This is a genomic window from Polaribacter sp. 11A2H (genome assembly GCF_011379025.1).
Taxonomy (GTDB): Bacteria; Bacteroidota; Bacteroidia; order Flavobacteriales; family Flavobacteriaceae; genus Polaribacter.
The window spans coordinates 1-20,421 of the sequence record NZ_WTLD01000014.1 but is presented as its reverse complement, the minus strand read 5'-3'; the positions used below and the strand labels follow the sequence as shown (position 1 = coordinate 20,421).

13 protein-coding genes are annotated in these 20,421 nt (G+C 29.4%); 10 read left to right on the top strand and 3 right to left on the bottom strand.

Going from position 1 to position 20,421, the window contains the following annotated elements; all coding sequences use genetic code 11:
• The first annotated feature begins 449 nt into the window (after positions 1–449).
• From GQS58_RS14840 to GQS58_RS14810, 7 genes are all read left to right on the top strand, one after another.
• Positions 450–1,397 (top strand): T9SS type A sorting domain-containing protein, encoded by a 948-nt coding sequence (locus GQS58_RS14840; RefSeq protein ID WP_166387305.1) that lies wholly within the window; start codon positions 450–452, stop codon positions 1,395–1,397.
• 453 nt (positions 1,398–1,850) lie between these two features.
• Positions 1,851–2,009 carry a hypothetical protein gene (locus GQS58_RS14835; protein ID WP_166387303.1) on the top strand — a complete coding sequence of 53 codons (159 nt, stop codon included), beginning with the start codon at positions 1,851–1,853 and terminating at the stop codon, positions 2,007–2,009.
• Positions 2,010–2,224: 215 nt separating this feature from the next.
• Complete coding sequence (locus tag GQS58_RS14830; protein ID WP_166387301.1) at positions 2,225–3,436, top strand: RsmB/NOP family class I SAM-dependent RNA methyltransferase; 1,212 nt, start codon at positions 2,225–2,227, stop codon at positions 3,434–3,436.
• An 82-nt stretch (positions 3,437–3,518) separates the two neighbouring features.
• A complete protein-coding gene (locus GQS58_RS14825; protein WP_166387299.1) occupies positions 3,519–5,726 on the top strand; it encodes an endonuclease in 2,208 nt (735 codons plus the stop codon).
• A 33-nt stretch (positions 5,727–5,759) separates the two neighbouring features.
• A complete protein-coding gene (locus GQS58_RS14820) occupies positions 5,760–7,823 on the top strand; it encodes an endonuclease (protein ID WP_166387297.1) in 2,064 nt (687 codons plus the stop codon).
• Positions 7,824–7,981: 158 nt separating this feature from the next.
• Positions 7,982–11,665 carry a phosphoribosylformylglycinamidine synthase gene (purL, locus tag GQS58_RS14815; RefSeq protein ID WP_166387295.1) on the top strand — a complete coding sequence of 1,228 codons (3,684 nt, stop codon included), beginning with the start codon at positions 7,982–7,984 and terminating at the stop codon, positions 11,663–11,665.
• 92 nt (positions 11,666–11,757) lie between these two features.
• Positions 11,758–12,984, top strand: coding sequence for a threonine/serine exporter ThrE family protein (locus GQS58_RS14810; protein WP_166387293.1), 1,227 nt, complete (start codon positions 11,758–11,760; stop codon positions 12,982–12,984).
• 85 nt (positions 12,985–13,069) lie between these two features.
• On the opposite strand, the gene GQS58_RS14805 is transcribed toward GQS58_RS14810, so the two are convergent.
• From GQS58_RS14805 to GQS58_RS14795, 3 genes are all read right to left on the bottom strand, one after another.
• Entirely contained in the window at positions 13,070–13,531 is a 462-nt protein-coding gene (locus GQS58_RS14805; RefSeq protein ID WP_166387291.1) for a hypothetical protein, read from the bottom strand.
• Positions 13,522–14,085, bottom strand: coding sequence for a hypothetical protein (locus GQS58_RS14800; protein WP_166387289.1), 564 nt, complete (start codon positions 14,083–14,085; stop codon positions 13,522–13,524). The genes GQS58_RS14805 and GQS58_RS14800 overlap by 10 nt, the downstream gene beginning before the upstream one ends.
• Positions 14,086–14,372: 287 nt before the next feature.
• Complete coding sequence (locus GQS58_RS14795; protein ID WP_166387287.1) at positions 14,373–15,119, bottom strand: GIN domain-containing protein; 747 nt, start codon at positions 15,117–15,119, stop codon at positions 14,373–14,375.
• A gap of 305 nt (positions 15,120–15,424) precedes the next feature.
• Between GQS58_RS14795 and GQS58_RS14790 the strand changes: the two genes are divergently transcribed.
• The 3 genes from GQS58_RS14790 to GQS58_RS14780 all read left to right on the top strand — a co-directional run bounded on the left by GQS58_RS14790 (position 15,425) and on the right by GQS58_RS14780 (position 19,429).
• Positions 15,425–16,258, top strand: a complete 834-nt coding sequence (locus GQS58_RS14790; protein WP_166387285.1) for a helix-turn-helix domain-containing protein — start codon at positions 15,425–15,427, stop codon at positions 16,256–16,258.
• A 251-nt stretch (positions 16,259–16,509) separates the two neighbouring features.
• Positions 16,510–17,304, top strand: coding sequence for a pentapeptide repeat-containing protein (locus GQS58_RS14785; RefSeq protein WP_166387283.1), 795 nt, complete (start codon positions 16,510–16,512; stop codon positions 17,302–17,304).
• A 349-nt stretch (positions 17,305–17,653) separates the two neighbouring features.
• Complete coding sequence (locus GQS58_RS14780; protein ID WP_166387281.1) at positions 17,654–19,429, top strand: AMP-dependent synthetase/ligase; 1,776 nt, start codon at positions 17,654–17,656, stop codon at positions 19,427–19,429.
• The last annotated feature ends 992 nt before the right edge of the window (positions 19,430–20,421 follow it).

Below are 20,421 nucleotides of genomic sequence, written 5' to 3'. Positions count from 1 at the left end.
GATTCATATCCAACAAAAAAAAGGATATAAAATAAAAAAACAACAGCAACAGTTGTATTTCAAAAACCTTACTGTACGTTATTACATTTAAAAGAATTATTTTATTTGAGGAAATAAAACGTTCTATATTAATGATAATTTATCTTATTGCTGAAATTTTAAAAAGTAGAAATATTTATAATCCAAAAGAAACCTTCATTAATCGATAATAATTTAATAATTCCTTACAAGAAACCGTAACTTCTAAGAACCAATAGAAAACACTTGATACAGATTTTAATTATTGGCAGGAATAATCTTTTTATAAAATCACCAACAAAAACAACAGTTTAACAAGAATACACTACAGTTAAACAACGTATGTTCATTTATAAATAAAAAAATAGCAAATAAAATATTATTTTGCTATATTTGAGAGAATATTTATTTAAACTAATCCCCCAAAACAAATGAATAGCACAAAAAATACCCAGGAATTATTATTTCAAGTATCTAATTTTTTTAAAATTCAATACTCAAAGAATAAAAAAGGAATTGTATTTTTAATACTTATCTTATCAACCTTTTTTAATGTCGAAGCTTACGCTTACTACTCCATACCAATTAATGAAACCACTACAGTAAATTGTAAAGACAACATCTCTTTTAAAAACACAAAAAATAATGAAACTAACATTGCTAAAACAACAAAAATTATAGAGTTGTTACCTGTTATTAAATTAGGGTTTGAATATACAAATAAAGAAAACTTAAGATTACATCATCAAATAGCAATTTCTTTTCAAGCAACAAATTCATTTGATTATGATAAAGGTTACGACTCGGAGTCATTTACAGATAATGAAACTGACATCTATTGGAAATTTAAGGATGATCATAGAAAATATGTAATTACTGGCGTACAACAAATATCTGATGACTTAGAAGTTCCGTTAGAAATTACGATGGGATATTCTGGGCATGTCGATTTAATGGTAGATGAAATTCAAAATATTTCTAAAGAATTTTACATAAAAGATAAACTTACCGAAAAAGTATACAACCTAAAAAATGGTAAAATTAACTTAACCTTAGAGAAAGGTGTCTATTCTCATCGATTTGTTTTAGCTTTTAAAAAATCGAACACACTTAATATAGAAAACGATGCACTAATAACAGAAACTACTATTTATGCTGATAATCAAAATCAAAATATTATAATTTCTAAAAATCAGGAAATAACAATACATAAAATAGAACTTATTAATATACTTGGTAAAAAAGCAGACTTCTGGAATATTATAGAACAGAAAAACAGCTACCAGTTAGCTCTAAAAAATGAAATACCAATGGGAGTATATATTGTAAAAATGAATACGAATAGAGGTATGATAAACAAGAAAGTTTTAATTCAATAAGTTCTAAAAAAGAATGAAAGGTATTAACCAAAAGCTGAATAATGAAAACATTACTCAGCTTTTTTTGTTTGTTTTTTCTATAGTAAGTTTTTATATAAAACGAGCACTTGAGACAACAAATATTCAATTTGAATATTTTTAAGAATATTTTTTTATTAAATTCATAATAGAAATCTAATTTTTAAAAGAATGCATAATAATCAGTGATAATTGAAGGGTTTGTAGCCTAAAAGTCAGTAAAAACAAATATTCTTTTGCTATATTTGATAGTGTGTTTATTTAATTTAATTCCCCAAAAAAATGAATAATACTAAATACATAGCCAATTAATACTCATAAAATAAATTTCTATAAGAAATTATATTACAAGAATAAAAGTACAATAACTAAAAAAGTTTTATTTTAAAAAAACAAATGATATATTCAATCAATAACTAAACAAACTAATTAAAAATGATTGCACTACTAATTCAAACTCCACCAATTAGTCCACCTCCACCTCCACCAGGACTACAAATAGATACAGGTATTTTAACACTAACTATAATAGCCATATTATATGGTGTTTTTACAATAGTAAATGCTAAAAATTATTTTTTAAAGAATCATTAAAAAAGGAAAAGTTAAACTTATATAAGTTTAACTTTTCCTTTTTTAATATAATAAATCGCATTCACATATATAAACAATTACCTAAAAAAAGTAAGCATAAACCTTTATAAAAACTACATAACATTCTTAAAATGAATCCTTGTTTAAAAATGAATCAAAACTACTGATTCGTTGCTCAGATTTTGTACCTTTGTGCCCTATATTCAAATGAAATAATGAGATTACACAGAAACTTAACTTTTGCAGTTATTGACAGCATAAGAGATATATTTAATGAAGGTGTTTATGCAGACAAAGCTGTAGAAAAAGCTTTAAAACGTGATAAACGTTGGGGAGCAAGAGACCGTAAATTTGTAGCAGAAACCATATACGACATTGTTCGTTGGAACAGGTTATACGCAGAAATTGCAGAAGTAAAAGCGCCGTATGATAGAGATAATATTTGGAGACTATTCTCTGTATGGTGTATTCTAAGAGGAATTGCTTTACCAGATTGGAATCAAATTGGAGATGTACCAGAAAGAAGAATTAAAGGCCGTTTTGCAGAATTATCTACTACAAGAAAATATAGAGAATCTATACCAGATTGGATGGATGAAATGTGTTCTAAAGAATTAGGTGAAGAAATTTGGACGAAAGAAATTGCGGCTTTAAATGTACAAGCAAGTGTAATTTTAAGAACCAATACCTTAAATATTACTAGAGGAGCACTTCAAAAGAAATTAAGAGCAGAAAATGTATTAACAGAATTTGTTCCTAATCATCCAGATGCTTTAATTCTACCAGAAAGAGCAAATGTTTTTAAAACGGAAGCTTTTCATAGTGGTTATTTTGAAGTTCAAGATGCATCATCGCAACTTGTTGCTGCCTATTTAGACGTAAAACCAGGTATGAAAGTTATTGATACTTGTGCAGGTGCTGGAGGTAAAACTTTGCATTTATCTGCTTTAATGGAAAATAAAGGACAAATTATTGCCATGGATATTTACGAAAGTAAATTGCGTAAATTAAAAGTGAGAGCAAAGAGAAACAAAGCACATAACATAGATATGCGTGTAATTGATTCTACAAAACCTATTAAAAAATTACAAGGTAAAGCAGACAGAGTTTTAATTGATGCTCCTTGTTCTGGTTTAGGTGTTATCCGTAGAAACCCAGATTCTAAATGGAAATTACAACCAGAATTTATAGAAAACATTAAAAAAATTCAACAAGACGTATTACAGCAATATTCTACAATGGTTAAACCAGGTGGAAAAATGGTGTACGCTACTTGTTCTGTATTACCTTCTGAAAACCAAGAGCAAGTTAATCATTTCTTAACATCAGATGCCGGAAAAGACTTTACCTTTGTCTCAGATAAAAAAGTGTTAGCGCATATTTCTGGTTTCGACGGATTTTATATGGCACTTTTAGAAAGAAAATAATACAACAAAGGGTTATATTTATTGCTGATGTAACCCTTAAATTGCTAAAAAAGAAAGTATTTATTTTTTAATTTCATTATAGATGGTAAAAAAACTACTTTTTTTTATTTTAACAGTTACATCTTTTATATCTTTTTCTCAAGAAGATTATTACGACGATGTAAATCTACAACTAACTGGTATTGCTTTAAAAGACGCTTTAGCTGCAAAAATTATTAGCACGCATTCTAATATGTTAAGCTATACACCTGGTGTTTGGGAAGCTTCTAAAATTACAGATCTAGATACCGCAGAACCAGACAATGTTGTTTTAATTTACGGTTGGGAAGATGGTATTGATGACGATGAAACTAATGATAAATCAAGAAATAACACTTTGCAAGATGGTGCTACAGGTGCTACATTTGTATGGAACAGAGAACATGTTTTTTCTAAATCACTTGCAATTCCTAGCTTAGAAACCAATAACCCCGGTCCAGGTACAGATGCGCATAATCTAAGACCAGCGGATAAAAGTAGAAACTCAGCAAGAAATAATTACAAATTTGCTTTGGGTTCAGGTAACTCTTCTCGTTCAAATATTACTTACAATGGTCCTGATGGTCCAAAAACAAGAGGTTGGTATCCTGGAGACGAATGGAAAGGTGATGTTTCTAGAATAATAATGTACATGTACCTTCGTTATGGTAGTCAGTGTTTACCAACAAATGTTGGAGTTGGTGACACTCAATTTACACCAGATGAAATGATCGATTTATTCTTAAAATGGAATAGAGAAGATCCTGTTTCAGGTATTGAAAAAAGGAGAAATATATATCACGAAAACACATCAAATACCTACGCACAAGGAAATAGAAATCCGTTTATAGACAATCCATTTTTAGCTACTAGAATTTGGGGAGGAGATAATGCAGAAGATACTTGGGGAATCTACACAAGTAGCGATACTGAAGCACCAAGCAAACCCAAGAATGTTACTTTAAGCAACATTACTTTAACAACAATAGATATTTCATGGGCAGTTTCTACAGATAATATTGGTGTTACAGGATATCAAGTTTATGTGAATGATGTTTTAGCAAAACAGACATCAACAACTTCTGCTACTATTACTGGTTTAGAAACAAATACTACCTACAATTTTAAAGTAATCGCTAAAGATTTAATTAATAAATCTGAAGCAAGTGCTATTGTTTCAAGTAAAACCTTAGCAGATACTACTCCACCATCGGTGCCTACAAACATCACAATTACAGATATAACCGATAGTTCTTTTAACTTAAATTGGTCTGCAGCTACAGACAATAATGAAGTAGCTGGTTATGATATTTTTGTTGATGGTACTTTCAAAGCTACTTCTGCAGCAACAACCTATGCTGTTACTGGTTTAACAACATCAACTACCTATACTCTTACTGTTTTAGCTAAAGATAAAGACAATAATAAATCTGAACAAAGTGCTTCTGTAAATGCTACTACAACAGACGGTATTTCTGGAGGTGTTGCTTCTGAATTATTCTTTTCTGAATATTTTGAAGGTGATGGAGGAACAAATAAGGCCTTAGAAATTGTTAATTTAACAGGAGGTACCGTAGACCTATCTGGTTATGTTATAAAATTAGACAGAAATGGTGCATCTGACTGGACAACTCCATTAGCATTAGATAATGGAACAGTTAAAAATGTTGTTCCTGGAGACGTATTTGTAATAGGAAACGGTAAAAATGATATACCTCAATTGCAACCTTACTCTACCTCTAATCCAAATGGTCAAGTAGACTTAGTACAGCCAGTTATAGAAGATAATGTTTGGGGGCAACCTGTTAACTTTACGGGAAATGATGCCATTGGTTTGTTTAAGAACGACGTATTAATAGATATTATAGGTGTATTTGGTAGCGATTCTAGTTTTGCCACAAATAAAACTTTAAGAAGAAATGGAAATATCAGTGGTCCAAATACCACTTTCGATTTACAAGAAGAATGGACTTCTTTTCCTGCAAACACTGCTGATGGATTTGGTAGTTTTACTTCTACTTTAAGTACTTCTAAAAATACTTTTAAAACTTTTAAAATGTTTCCAAACCCAACAGATGGAAATAGCATCTATTTTAATGTTACAGAAGATGCTACGATTCATATTTATACTGTTTTAGGAAAATTAGTAAAATCTGTTAATGTTACAAAAAGTAAAAATAAAATTGACATATCTGCCTTATCTAAAGGTGTTTACTTACTTAAAACTAATTCTGACAAACAATTTATCACTAAAAAATTGATTAAAAACTAAATTATTTTTCAAACTCAATAAAACATAAAACACATGAAAAAAACATTACTTATACTTTTATTATTCTCTTCATTTTTAATAAATGCACAAGCAGAATCTTATTATAACGATGTAGATTTAACAAAATCTGAACTAGAACTAAAAGATGAATTAGCTGTAAAAACAGCTGCTGCTCATACAAACTTTTTAAGCTATACTCCTGGTATTTGGGAAGCCAGTAAAATTACAGATGTAGACCCTACAAATGAAGATAATGTTTTACTTATTTACGGATATAATGATACTGATGGAGACTATATAACAGATAGAACCAGAAGTAAATCTTTAAATGGTGGTAATACGGGTACAGATTGGAACAGAGAACATACTTATGCAAACTCATTGGCAAACCCAAAACTTGAAAAAACTGGTAAAAGCGGCCCACCTTATGCGGAAGCATTCAACTTACGTCCTTCTGATGTAAAAATGAACTCTAATAGAGGTAATACTAAATTTGCTGATGGTTCTGGTAATGCTGGTAACCAAAATGGCGGTTGGTATCCTGGTGATGAATGGAAAGGTGATGTCGCTAGAATGATGATGTACATGTATATTCGTTACGGAGACCAATGTAAACCAACTGGTGTTGGTATTGGAAACTTAGTTGGGCCAGATGATGAAATGATCGATTTATTCTTAGAATGGAACGTAGAAGATCCTGTATCAGATTTTGAAAGACAAAGAAATGCTTATCATGATTCTAATGCAGCTTACGCACAAGGAAACAGAAATCCTTTTATAGACAATGCCTATTTAGCAACAAGAATTTGGGGAGGAGAAAATGCTTTAGATTCTTGGGGTATATACTTAACTCCAGATACAGAGGCACCAACTGTGCCAACAAGTGTTACACTAAATAATATTACATCAACTTCTATTAATGCTTCTTGGACAGCTTCTACGGATAATGAAGCGGTAACAAAATATGAAGTTTATGCAAATGGTGTTTTACAAGGTAACACCGCAAATACAACATACTCTTTAACTAGTTTAACTACTGGTACAGCTTACAGTATTACTATTTTAGCTAAAGATATTGCAAATAATAAATCTGCTCAATCAATAGCTGCAAACGCAACAACTTTAACAGATATTACACCTCCAACTGTACCAACAGGTATTACTATTACTAATCAATCTGGCTCTAGTTTTAAAGTTAGTTGGTCTGCTTCCACAGATGATTCTTCTGTAGAAAGTTATGCTGTTTATGTAGATGGTGCTTTAAACGGAACCAGTACAAATACAACTTATACAGCTATTGGTTTAGCACCAAATACAACTTATAGTGTAACAATTTCCGCAAAAGATATTGCAAATAATGTATCTGCTAAATCTACAGAAGTAAGCGCTACTACAACAGTAGCATCATCAACTTGTGCTACTGAGACTTTTGATAAAGTGCCAGATAAAGGTAGTTCGTACTCTACTTTTACGTGGACAGGAGATAATGGTATCGATTGGACTGCTGTAAAATCTAGATCAGATAAAGAAGCTACTTTAAACGGTAAAGCTGTTGCTATAGATGTTAGAGATTCTAAAATAGGATCTCTAACATCATCTACCTTTGCAAATGGTATTGGAAGTTTAACAGCTTCAACTTTACGTGCTTTTAGTGGTGGTACTGGAAACTTAGATGTATTTGTAAACGGAGTTAAAAAAGGTACATTACCTTATGGAGATGAAATTCAAACAACAACAATTTCAAATATAAATATATATGGTAATATTATAGTTTCAATTAGTGAATCTACTTCTGGAGGTGATCGTGTAATAATCGATGATTTATCTTGGACGTGTTATTCTACTTTAAGTACAGAAGAAGACATATTTAACTCCTTTAAAATGTACCCAAACCCAACAGATGGTAATACAGTTTATTTTAAAATAACAGAAAGTGCAGAGGTTAAGATGTACAATGTTTTAGGTAAGTTGATAAAAAAAGCGACTCTAAACCAAAAAAATAATAGTGTAGATACTTCTAATTTAACTAAAGGAATCTATTTAGTAAAAATAAATTTTGACAATCAATCTATTACAAAAAAATTGATAAAGAATTAATTTCCCTATCAACTTAAAAAAAGACTGCTTCGGCGGTCTTTTTTTTTGGTTTATAACCTCGTGAATAACTCTTAAATTTCAGTAAATTAAATCATTAGTATTAAATTGAAAAAAAGTAAATTTGCATTTTTACAACAACACCCAAATAAAATATAATAATGATTCATTTCTTTGGAAATATAAACAGCAAAGTATTCGCTGTTCAAACATCAGAAAAATTAACTACAGAAACTATTGCTAAATTGACTTGGTTATTTGCCAATCAACCAAAAATAGAAGAAACAACAATAAATGCATTTTTTGTTGGCCCAAGAGCTGCAATGATTACTCCTTGGAGTACAAATGCTGTAGAAATCACTCAGAATATGGGGATTTCAGATATTATAAGAATTGAAGAATTTACAGCTTCTACAGAAAAATTTTCTGATTTTGATCCAATGATTTCTGAGAAATTCAAGAAACTAACTCAAGATTCATTCACAATAGAAATTAAACCAGAAGCAATTTTAGAAATCGAAGATATAGCTGCCTACAACAATCAGGAAGGATTGTCTTTAAGTAACGAAGAAATTGAATATCTAGAAAGTGTTGCTACTAAAATAGGTAGAAAATTAACAGACTCTGAAGTATTTGGTTTTAGCCAAGTAAACTCAGAGCACTGTAGACATAAAATATTTGGCGGAACATTTATTATTGATGGAGAAGAACAACCTTCTTCCCTTTTCAATCTGATAAAAGAAACGTCTAAACAATTTCCTAACGATATTGTTTCTGCATATAAAGACAATGTAGCCTTTGTAAAAGGACCTAAAGTAGAACAATTTGCGCCTAAAACGGCGGATAAACCAGACTTTTATCAAACTGAAGATTTTGAATCTGTTATTTCAATAAAAGCAGAAACGCATAACTTCCCAACAACAGTTGAACCTTTTAACGGAGCAGCAACAGGTGCTGGTGGAGAAATTAGAGATAGACTTGCTGGTGGAAAAGGATCTTTACCTTTGGCAGGAACAGCAGTTTACATGACTTCTTATTCTCGTTTAGAAGAAAATAGATATTGGGAGCATAAATTTGAAGCTAGAGATTGGTTATACCAAACTCCTATGGATATTTTAATAAAAGCATCTAATGGAGCATCAGATTTTGGAAACAAATTTGGACAACCATTAATTACTGGTTCTGTATTAACTTTTGAACATAAAGAAAATTCTTCTGTAAGTGATTCACCTGCAAGAAAACTTGGTTTTGATAAAGTAATTATGCAAGCTGGTGGAATTGGTTATGGAAAAGCAGATCAGGCTTTAAAAGACACACCAAAAGAAGGTGATAAAATTGTAATTCTTGGTGGAGAAAACTACAGAATTGGAATGGGTGGTGCTGCAGTTTCATCTGCAGATACTGGTGCATTAGATTCTGGTATCGAGTTAAACGCCGTACAACGATCTAATCCAGAAATGCAAAAACGTGCTGCAAATGCGGTTCGTGGAATGGTAGAAAGTGAAGAAAACTTTATTGTTTCTATTCACGATCATGGAGCTGGTGGACATTTAAATTGTTTATCAGAATTAGTAGAAGATACAGGTGGTAAAATCGACTTAGATGCTTTACCAGTTGGAGATCCTACGCTATCTGCAAAAGAAATTATTGGTAACGAATCTCAAGAAAGAATGGGATTGGTTATTGCTGAAAAACATATAGATACTTTACAGAAAATTGCAGAACGTGAGCGTTCGCCAATGTACACTGTTGGTGAGGTAACTGGAGACAATCGTTTTACTTTTGAGTCTAAAACAAAAGGTGACAAACCTATGGATTTAGCCTTGGAAGACATGTTTGGTTCTTCTCCTAAAACTATTTTAACAGACAAAACAGTTGTTAGAAATTATAAAAATTCTAGATATAAAGTTAAGAATTTTAAAAACTATTTATCTCAGGTTTTACAATTAGAGGCAGTGGCTTCTAAAGACTGGTTAACAAATAAAGTAGACCGTTGTGTTGGTGGTAAAGTTGCCAAACAACAATGTGTTGGTCCGTTACAAATTCCGTTAAATAACGTTGGTGTAATGGCGTTAGATTATAAAGGAAAAGAAGGAGTTGCTACTTCAATAGGGCACTCTCCTATTGCTGCATTAATAGATCCTGCTGCAGGAAGTAGAAATGCAATTACAGAATCTTTAACCAACTTAATCTGGGCACCTTTAAAAGATAATTTAGATTCAGTTTCTTTATCTGCAAACTGGATGTGGCCTTGTAAAAATGAAGGTGAAGATGCGCGTTTATACAAAGCTGTAAAAGCAGTATCTGATTTCTCTATAGAATTAGGAATCAATGTTCCTACCGGGAAAGATTCTTTATCAATGAAACAAAAATATGGGGACGATGAAGTAATTGCACCAGGAACAGTTATAATTTCTGCTGCAGGAAACTGTAACGCAATTAGCAAAGTTGTTGAACCTCTTTTAAAAGTAGATGGAGGAAATATCTACTATATTAATATTTCTCAAGATGAGTTTAAATTAGGAGGAAGTTCTTTCCACCAAGTTTTAAATACTATTGGAAATGAAGCTCCTGATGTTAAAAACAGTGCTTTTGTAAAAAACACATTTAATACAATTCAAAACTTAATTAAAGACGATAAAATTACTGCCGGACACGATGTTGCTTCTGGTGGTTTCATTACAACGTTGTTAGAAATGTGTTTTGCTGATGTAAATTTAGGAGCCGATTTTAATATTACTGCTTTAAATGAAGAAGATTCTATTAAAGTATTATTTGCTGAAAATTCAGGAATTGTTTTCCAAGCAGATGCTTCTGTAGAAAATATTTTATCAGAAAATAATGTTGAATTTTTTAATATTGGTACTGCTAATAATTCAGGAACAGTAAACATTAAAAACAACGAAGATAATTTCTCTTTTGATGTTACAGAAATGAGAGATGTTTGGTATAAAACTTCTTTTTTATTAGACAGTAAACAAACCGCTAATAACTTAGCTCAAGACAGATTTGATAATTATAAGAATCAACCTTTAACGTATAAATTTCCTGAGAACTTTACAGGTAAACTTCCTGTCATTGCGAGAGGAACGAAGCAATCTCGTCCAAAAGCTGCAATTATCCGTGAAAAAGGTTCAAATTCTGAACGTGAAATGGCTAATGCAATGTATTTAGCTGGTTTTGATGTGAAAGATGTACACATGACAGATTTAATTTCTGGTCGTGAAACATTAGAAGATATTCAATTTATTGGTGCTGTCGGTGGTTTCTCTAACTCAGATGTTTTAGGTTCTGCAAAAGGTTGGGCTGGAGCATTTAAGTACAATGAAAAAGCAAATACAGCGTTAAAGAACTTCTTTAAAAGAGAAGATACCTTGTCTGTTGGTATTTGTAATGGAGCTCAATTATGGATGGAATTAGATTTAATAAATCCAGATCATAAAGTACATGGTAAATTAGTTCATAATGATTCTATGAAGCATGAAAGTTCTTTTACTTCTGTAAAAATTCAAGAAAATAACTCTGTTATGCTATCTAGTTTAGCGGGTACGGAATTAGGTGTTTGGATTTCTCATGGTGAAGGAAAATTTAACTTACCAGAAGCAGAAGCAAATTATAATATTGTTGCAAAATATGGTTATAAAGGATATCCTAATAACCCAAATGGATCAGATTTTAATACTGCAATGTTGTCTGATAAGTCTGGTAGACATTTAGTTACAATGCCTCATATAGAGCGTTCTACTTTTCAATGGAACTGGGCAAATTACCCAGCCGGAAGAAAAGATGAAGTATCTCCTTGGTTAGAAGCTTTTGTAAATGCTAAAAACTGGTTGACAAAATAATACCTCAAAAAAAGTATATAAAAAAGGGCTTTTTTAAAGCCCTTTTTTTGGCTCTAATAATCAATAAAAATAGCACTGTTTAATTAGTACAAATGAAAGTTCCAGAAAAATATCAATTTATAGTAGAAATTGGAAAAGCGTTACATATATACGGTATTCCTTCCTATAAAATTCAATCATATTTAACACAGGTTGCCAAAACAAAAGGTATTACAGGTAGTTTTATGGATTTACCTACTTGGGTAAATTATGTTTTTTATGATGAAAACAATTCTTACAATTATGTTGAATGCATTCCGCCTGGATCTTTAAATTTAGGTGCTTTTTCTAGAATTGATGAACTAACCAACAAGGTAATTGATACAGAGATTGAGGTAAGTGAAATAGACAAAGAATTAAAGATTATTCATGCTAAAACCAAAGAGGTAAATCATTTAACATTAACTTTAGCATATGCTTTTGCTGCTGGATCTTTTAGTTTAATGATTGGTACAAACTGGATCTCTTTTATCTTTTCTTTACTTCTAGGTACACTTACTTATCTATTTGTATATTTAGCTAACAAATCTAAATATGTAGAAAGTGTTTTTGAGTCTTTATGTGCTTTGGTAGTCACTATTTTTGCTTGTCTTTTAACATTTATTTTTCCAGATTTTAATTTAGGGTTAACCATATTAGCTTCTATAATTATTTTTATTCCAGGATTGGCAATTACAACAGCGTTAGAAGAAATAACCTCTAAAAGTTTGGTTGCTGGTGGCGCAAAACTATTTGATGCAATGGTTGTTTTATTTAAACAATTTTTTGGTGTAATACTAGGCTTAGGCTTAATGACTTCTTTACTTGATATTGATTTAACTCATTATGTGTCTGATATGCCACAATGGACTATCTTTTTTGCAATACCCATATTTTCTATTTGTATTTTACCAATATTTCAAGTAAGAAAGAAGGATATGTTTTTTGGCGTTTTAACAGGTATTTTTGCCTTTTTTATAACCGTATTTTTATCATCTGGTTTAGGTATTCTAGTAAGTACTTTTATTGGTACTTTAAGTGTTGTTGGTATCAGCCGTATATTTGGTAGAATTTCTAAAACACCAAAATCGGTCTATTTAACGCTAGGTATTATTATGTTGGTACCAGGTAGCAAGTCTTTTATGGGCTTAAGTAGTTCCTTTTTTAATCCGTCTATTACTGCTTCTGCAAACTTATTTGAAGAAGTTACTTTTATATTAATGGCAATTATTGGTGGTCTACTTTTTGCAGGTACTTTTAGAGAAAGAAAACCTAAAGAACATCATTATAAATCTCATTAAAACATATAATTATATTGGTATAAAAAAAACAGTTTTTAGAAAAATCTAAAAACTGTTTTTTTTATATATTTTTTTGAATTTAAATTTATTTGTAATTTTTCTTTTTCATTCTAGAACGCATTTGCCTTCTTAATAATAAAAACCCATTGCTTAATTTTCTTTTTTTCATTAATACCGGGATACTTAAAGTTACTAATAAGGCAATACAAGCGGCAGATCCTAAACCACCTCCAAAGCCACTAAAATAATTACTTGTATTAAAATAAATAAGTGTAAAAACGACTCCTGAAAAACCTATTAGCAAATAATCTGACATAATTTTTGAAGATACCATACCTATAAAAGAAGCTCCAAAACAAACTAGTGGCAAATTTTCTGTTAAGTAAGTTGATAATAAATTAGGAAATACTAAAACAAATACACCTACTAAAACACCAACCAAAGCAGAAGACCTAACAGGTCCTTGTTTGTATTTTATTTGCAAAAGAAATGTAATTATAGAAGATAGACCTCCTACAATTAATAATATAAAGTTATCTAAAGCCATCTAGAAATTATAAAAGTGATAAAAAAAGCAAGGGTAACACCTCCAAAGGCTAAGGTTCCTAATTTACCTCCAAAACCATGAAAAGCATCTTTTGTACCTACTAACAGAAAACCTGTTATAACACTTGCTAGTGCTATAAATATATAATCTGGAGCAATATTAACATTTGTCATACCAACAAAAGCACCACAATAAACTGCGGTAGGCATTCCTTTAATAAAGTTATTTTTTGTAAAAAATGTAGGAACAAAACTAAAAACCAAACCGACTAAACTTGCTGCTAAAACACTACTTAATTTAAATGAAACACTTAAAACGTAGGTAATAATGGCTCCAAAAAAAACAAATGCAACAGTTAATACATGTTCTAAATCATGATTTTTGGCTTTTAATGAAGTTTTTTTATATCTGATTAGAAGTAATATAATTACCAATACAACAAATATGGAAACATAAATGTTTTGCTGTTTTTCATATAAAATAGCAGCTAAAAAACCTAAATGGCTTAATAATATTAAACTAAACGAGAGCTGTTTTACGTGCTTTTTAAGCATAGAGTGTATTAAATTTATACACTGCAAAAGTACTTAAATTACTTGTTTAAGCTTCGCTATATAAAAGCAATTTATTAAAATTTTAAATAATTTGTATCTATCCGTTCAGTGTAAATACTTTGAATAATTTCTTTTATTTTTAAAATAAAAACAAAACCATTTAAATAAAAAAACAGCTTTTAGAAAAATCTAAAAGCTGTTTTGCGTTAGGGATTAAAGCGGCATCCTTTTTACTTTTTCTGTAAAAAGATATAGCGGAAAGCCCGACCTTTGGAAACGCCCTAAGTCTAAATTAATTTTCTAATGGTAGATTCGCCAATAACAATTCCTTTTTTAAGTTGTGCATTTCCCTTATACAAAATAGTTGCTTCTCCATAAGAATTTACCTTAATTCGTTCTGATGTATTTAATTGAAAAACGCCATTTCCATAGGCTGTAATTTTAGTTTCTTTTGCAATAACACTTGTTGCCATTATTTTACTTGCTCCGTAGGCCGTAATTTTTTGCTTTGTTACATGTCCTTTATTCATCTTTAAAAAACTATCCCCATAAATAGAGATATTTAATTTATCAACTTTAATTGTAGGAATGGTAACTTCAGATTTTCCATATAACCTTAATGTACATTCTTTTTGAGTTAAAGGGTTTTGAAATGTAATTTTTTCTTCTCCTCTTATAGAAAACAAGGATACATCTGCATAAGTGATAAGTACTTTAACTACCCTATTATTATATAATGGAACCTTCTTTTGGTAATTTTTAGTTACTATTTTTTTATTTTTTGTATAGGTTTTAGCACCTTCTAAATAGACTTGTAATGTTCCTTTTTCTATTTCGTATTTAAATTTTTCTAAAGGAACACTAATATCTTCTATTACAATACCTGGGTTAGTTCCTTTTATAAAAACAGCTTCTATGTGAGGACTCACTATAATTTTGTTAAAACTAGAACTTAGCTGAATAGTTGCTTGTGCTTTGGTATTGTTGTTGAAAAATAGTAGGCTTAAAAAGAAAATAATTGATTTAAATTTCATGGTTTTTATTTTAGATTTGAGTATTACACGTACTTAATAGTTTTATTACTACGCTATGACTACGTAAAAGACTATTCTGTTTTTAATTTGTTACTGTTTTATCTATTTTTACTAAAAAAAGAAAGAATAAAAAGAGTTCGAATAATCTTACCTAATAATTATACGTTACTTTTTTAAAGATAATTCTTCTAAAAAATTGAAAGTAGTACATATACAAAGTGATTAAATTTCTATTTTTTAGTCAAAAAAATGATTGTAAATAAATTGAGACTCCAAAAATTATTAGAGTTGATAAAGTTATCCTTATGAATTTAAAATATTATAATACAGAAACAGCTTCTCATTTAGTAGATGAATTCTATAGTATTGAATACTCCAAAAAAGATACGCCTTTTACAACTATCATAATTCCTATGGCGTTTTCTAGCATTTCTTATATTTATTCTGGTAACCAATATACCATACAAAATAAAAGTAAAAAAGAATTAAAAGGGCTAACTATATTTGGACAATTTATAAAATCATATCCTGTTGTTGTAGAAAATGCAGGTTTGTGTTGTGGAATTAGTTTTAAACCTACTACACTATTTAAATTAACCAATATTGATCTTTCTAAAATAACAAACCAACATCTTCCGTTAGATTCTTTAAAACCAAATTTATCAAAAAAATTAAAAACTATCTTTTTAAATTACCAAGATAATTATGAAAACCTATTTAAAGAAATCTCTATTTTTCTAAACTCTTTACCTATCCTAGAAGATAAAAAGACTATAATTATAGATCATGTTATTCTACTGATAAATAAAAAAGAAGGGTTAATTTCTGTAAATGATATTTTAAAGACCATTCCTTTTGGGCAAAAGACATTAGAAACTGAGTTTAAAAAAATGGTTGGTATAACACCTGGTAAGTATATTCAAATAAAACGTTTTCTAAATTTAATGAGAAAATATGAAAAAGGTCAGATAGAATTAAAAGACTTAATATTCATGTACGATTATTATGATGAATCTCACTTTGCTAAAGATTTTAAATTATTTACTTCAAACTCTTTTAAAAATTACTTTAAAGAAGATTACATAATTGTAAAGCAAGCTTTAAAAAATAACTATTACGATTTATTACAAAAAAATTAGTTCTACTATTTCTATATTTGCCTACTTATATACTATTATAAAATGTTTTGGGGGAAATATTTTAATTATATTATACAAAGTATATTTGCTATGGAGTTTAAAAAGATCAAATTTAATTATTTGGTCTTTTTTGCATTTTGTAAATAACGCTGTACTCCTGTAATTACGAGTTTAAAATATTTATATGGTTAAAGTGTCACAATCTATAAAAAAAAAAGTCATTATTATGTATATCAATTAATATTCATAAAATGAAAAATAAAAAAGTTCTATTTGCAATCTCATTATTTTTAATCTCTACTATTAGTATTGCTCAAAATAAAATTAAAGCCGCTACTATTATGGAAGATATAAAAGCAGGAAAATCAATTTCAATAAATAATTCGACTATTATTGGTGTATTAGATTTTACTTTTATGAATGAAGCTCTTAAAAAAAAATCTAATAAAAAGAAAAGTAGCTGGTTTAATTGGAATTCTGAAAACTCAACTAACGAAATTAAAAAAATAATAGATGTAAATATTTCTTTTATCAACTGTACTTTTAAAGATGATGTTTTAGCCTATATACCAGATAAAGAATCTGAACTAACTTTTACAGCTAGTTTTGAAAATGAAACTATTTTTAAGAACTGCATATTTGAGCATAAAGCAATGTTTAAATACTCTCGCTTTGAAAAAAACACTGATTTCTCTGGAAGTACATTTAAAGATGATAGCACTTTTAAATATGCTAAATTTGATAGCAAAATTAATTTTACAAATACAACCTACTATGAAATTGCTACTTTTAAATACGCGAAGTTTAATAGTAATGTAAGTTTTAAAGATGCAATATTTAAAGAGGTAGCAACATATAAATACACGCAATTTTTAGATGGTGTGTCTTTTAAAAACACCAATTTTAAAGAAGACTTAAACATCAAATACATGAAAGTCTCTGGTGAATTTAATATTACAAATATGAAAGTTGACTACGAGATTGATTCCAAATACACTAAAATTAACGGAAAAAGCTTTAATAAACACCTGATAAATGCAAAATAGGTATTTATACCTGCTATAATTTATACAATTAATTATAGATTGCACCCATAATGGAAGAGGTTGGAATTAGGGGGCTAACCAAAACCGTATACAGCTAGCTTTTTAAAAAAAGCTAGCTTTTTTTTTTCTAAATATCACAATAATAGATTTCTATGAGAAATATAGAAGTCCCTTTAAATAAAACAATAGTTAGAATACAAGACTCACAAACAAATATTATATTAATTAATAATATGAATATATTGTTGTATAAAAATTAAATTATTCTTAATAAAAAACTCTTATAGTAAGTATTTGTTAAATCAATCTAAAATTCATAATTTGCCTACTTCAATTATAATATGAATATATGGCAGTAGAAGTTACAAGATTATTCGATTTTCCTTATTACCAATTAGAAACCTATAATTTAGAAAAAGCATTTAGTTCTAAAACCAATGGTAGTTGGCAATCTATTACAACGCAACAATATATTGATCAGGCCAACCAAATTAGTAGAGGGTTAATTAATTTAGGCATAAAACCAAATGATAAGATCGCTGTAATTTCATCTACAAATAGAACAGAATGGAACATATGTGATATTGGAATATTACAAACCGGTGCACAAAATGTACCAATTTATCCAACGATCTCAGAAGAAGATTACGAATATGTTTTAAATCATTCAGAATCTATTTATTGTTTTGTTTCAGATATAGAGGTTCTAACAAAAATAAATAAGATAAAAAGTAACACCAGTTTAAAGGCTGTTTATACATTTGATGATATAATAGGTGAAAAAAGTTGGAATGAGATATTAGAGTCTGGTAAAGACACTAGTAATCAAAACATTGTTGAAGAAAGAAAAAACAATGTAAAAACAGACGATTTAGCTACTTTAATTTATACATCTGGTACCACAGGTAAACCTAAAGGAGTTATGTTATCACATAGAAATATAGTTAGCAATGTTTTAAGTTCAGAAAAACGTGTTCCTTTTGATTATGGAAAATCTATTGGTTTAAGTTTTTTACCGATCTGTCATATATTTGAACGCATGATTTTATATCTATATCAATATTGTGGCGTTTCTATTTATTTTGCAGAATCAATTGAAAAATTATCTGAAAATGCACAAGAAATAAAACCAAATGTAATGACTGCGGTACCTCGTTTGTATGAAAAAATTTACGATAAAATAATTTTAAAAGGAGAGGCTCTAACCGGTATAAAAAAAGGATTGTTCTTTTGGGCAGTAAATTTAGGTTTAAAGTATGAACCTTATGGTGTAAATGGTTGGTGGTATGAAACACAATTAAAAATAGCTAGAAAATTAATTTTCTCTAAATGGCAAGCTGCTTTAGGAGGAGAATTAAAAATAATGGTTTCCGGTAGTGCTGCACTGCAACCCAGATTAACAAAGGTATTTGCAGCAGCAGGAATGCCAATAATGGAAGGGTATGGTTTAACAGAAACATCTCCTGTAATTTCTGTAAATGATCAAAGAAATAAAGGTTTTAAAGTTGGTACTGTTGGTAAAGTAATAGATAACGTTGAAGTAAAAATTGCAGAAACTGGAGAAATTTTAGTTAAAGGATCTAATGTAATGCTAGGTTATTACAAAGACTTAGAAAGAACTGAAAATGTATTAAAAGGAGGTTATTTTTACACTGGAGACAAAGGAGAGCTAGATAGTGAGGGCTTCTTAAAGATTACAGGTAGAACTAAAGAAATGTTTAAAACATCTGGAGGTAAATATGTAGTACCACCATTATTAGAAGGTGAACTAAAACAATCCTTATTTATAGAACAAGTGATGGTTATAGGAGAAGGAGAAAAAATGCCAGCTGCTTTTATACAACCAAATTTTGATTTTATCAAAGAATGGATTAAACATAAAAATTTAAATATTGGTACCACAAATAAAGAAATAGCTAACTCAGATATTGTAATTGAACGTATTCAGAAAGAAGTAGATAAATGCAACTTAAACTTTGGTAAATGGGAACAAATAAAGCGTTTTGAACTAACACCAGACGTCTGGTCTATTGAAGATGGACATTTAACTCCAACCATGAAAATGAAACGAGCAATCATCAAAGAAATCTATAAAGACTTGTTTAATAAAATTTATAGAGTTTAATACTATAAATAAATTACATTTTTAAAAATGAGCGTACGTTATATCTTATAATTATGCACTCATTTATAGGCACTGTCTCACAAAGTGTGTAAGTTTTAAAATCTCAGGTTAATTAATTAACCTGAGATTTTTTTATTAATTCTAAAATTGAATGTTTAGGGCGTGCCCATTTAAAAATCACCAATTATATATAAATAATATATAGATTAAAATGGTCAGGCTATCAGCTACAAGTCCTCGTTCGCACTTCACTGTTGGCTTTTCACCTACTATCCTTCACGCAGTAGAATAAGAAAATTTATTAATACCAATCATGCTGAGAATCTATTTCACCTTGTTAAATTACCATTACAGCTGTTTTTGTTCCTTGTAGATTATAATTATAAAATAAATTACTAACCCCATAAAGGAGTAAACCTACTCAGACTTAACTTATTTTAGTACCTAAAATACTTAAAATAATACTTTATAAAATCTAAAGTGAGATTGACAAAATAACAAAGCATAAGGTAAGTCTAATACCCATATGTAACGAGTACCGTTACATATGGGTATTTTTACAACAGGTTTGTCATTTTTAACTTTTAAAGAAAAGTCCAATAACAATGTAATATTGTATTATCAAGCATAAGAGATATCTGCTACCATTGAAATAACAACATAGCTCTTTCTATCTAATGAATAAATGACACAGATTCCAGTTTAAAACAAAAAACTTCGTTCTAACGAATTAAGTAGAATCTAGAATAAATTCAGATGGACAAAAGTAATAAAGATTAAGATAAGGCTAGTGCTCGTTTGTAACGAGTACCGTCATAGATAATTAATTTTTACATACAGTTTGTCATTTGAGCTTTTTGAGAGAAATCACATAACAGTATAAAGTATTGTGTTATCAGTCATATGAGATTTCACCTATCGTAGAAATAACAACATAGATAGTTTTATATAATGTGCTAAAAAAATAACTCTGATTTCACTTTAAAACAAAA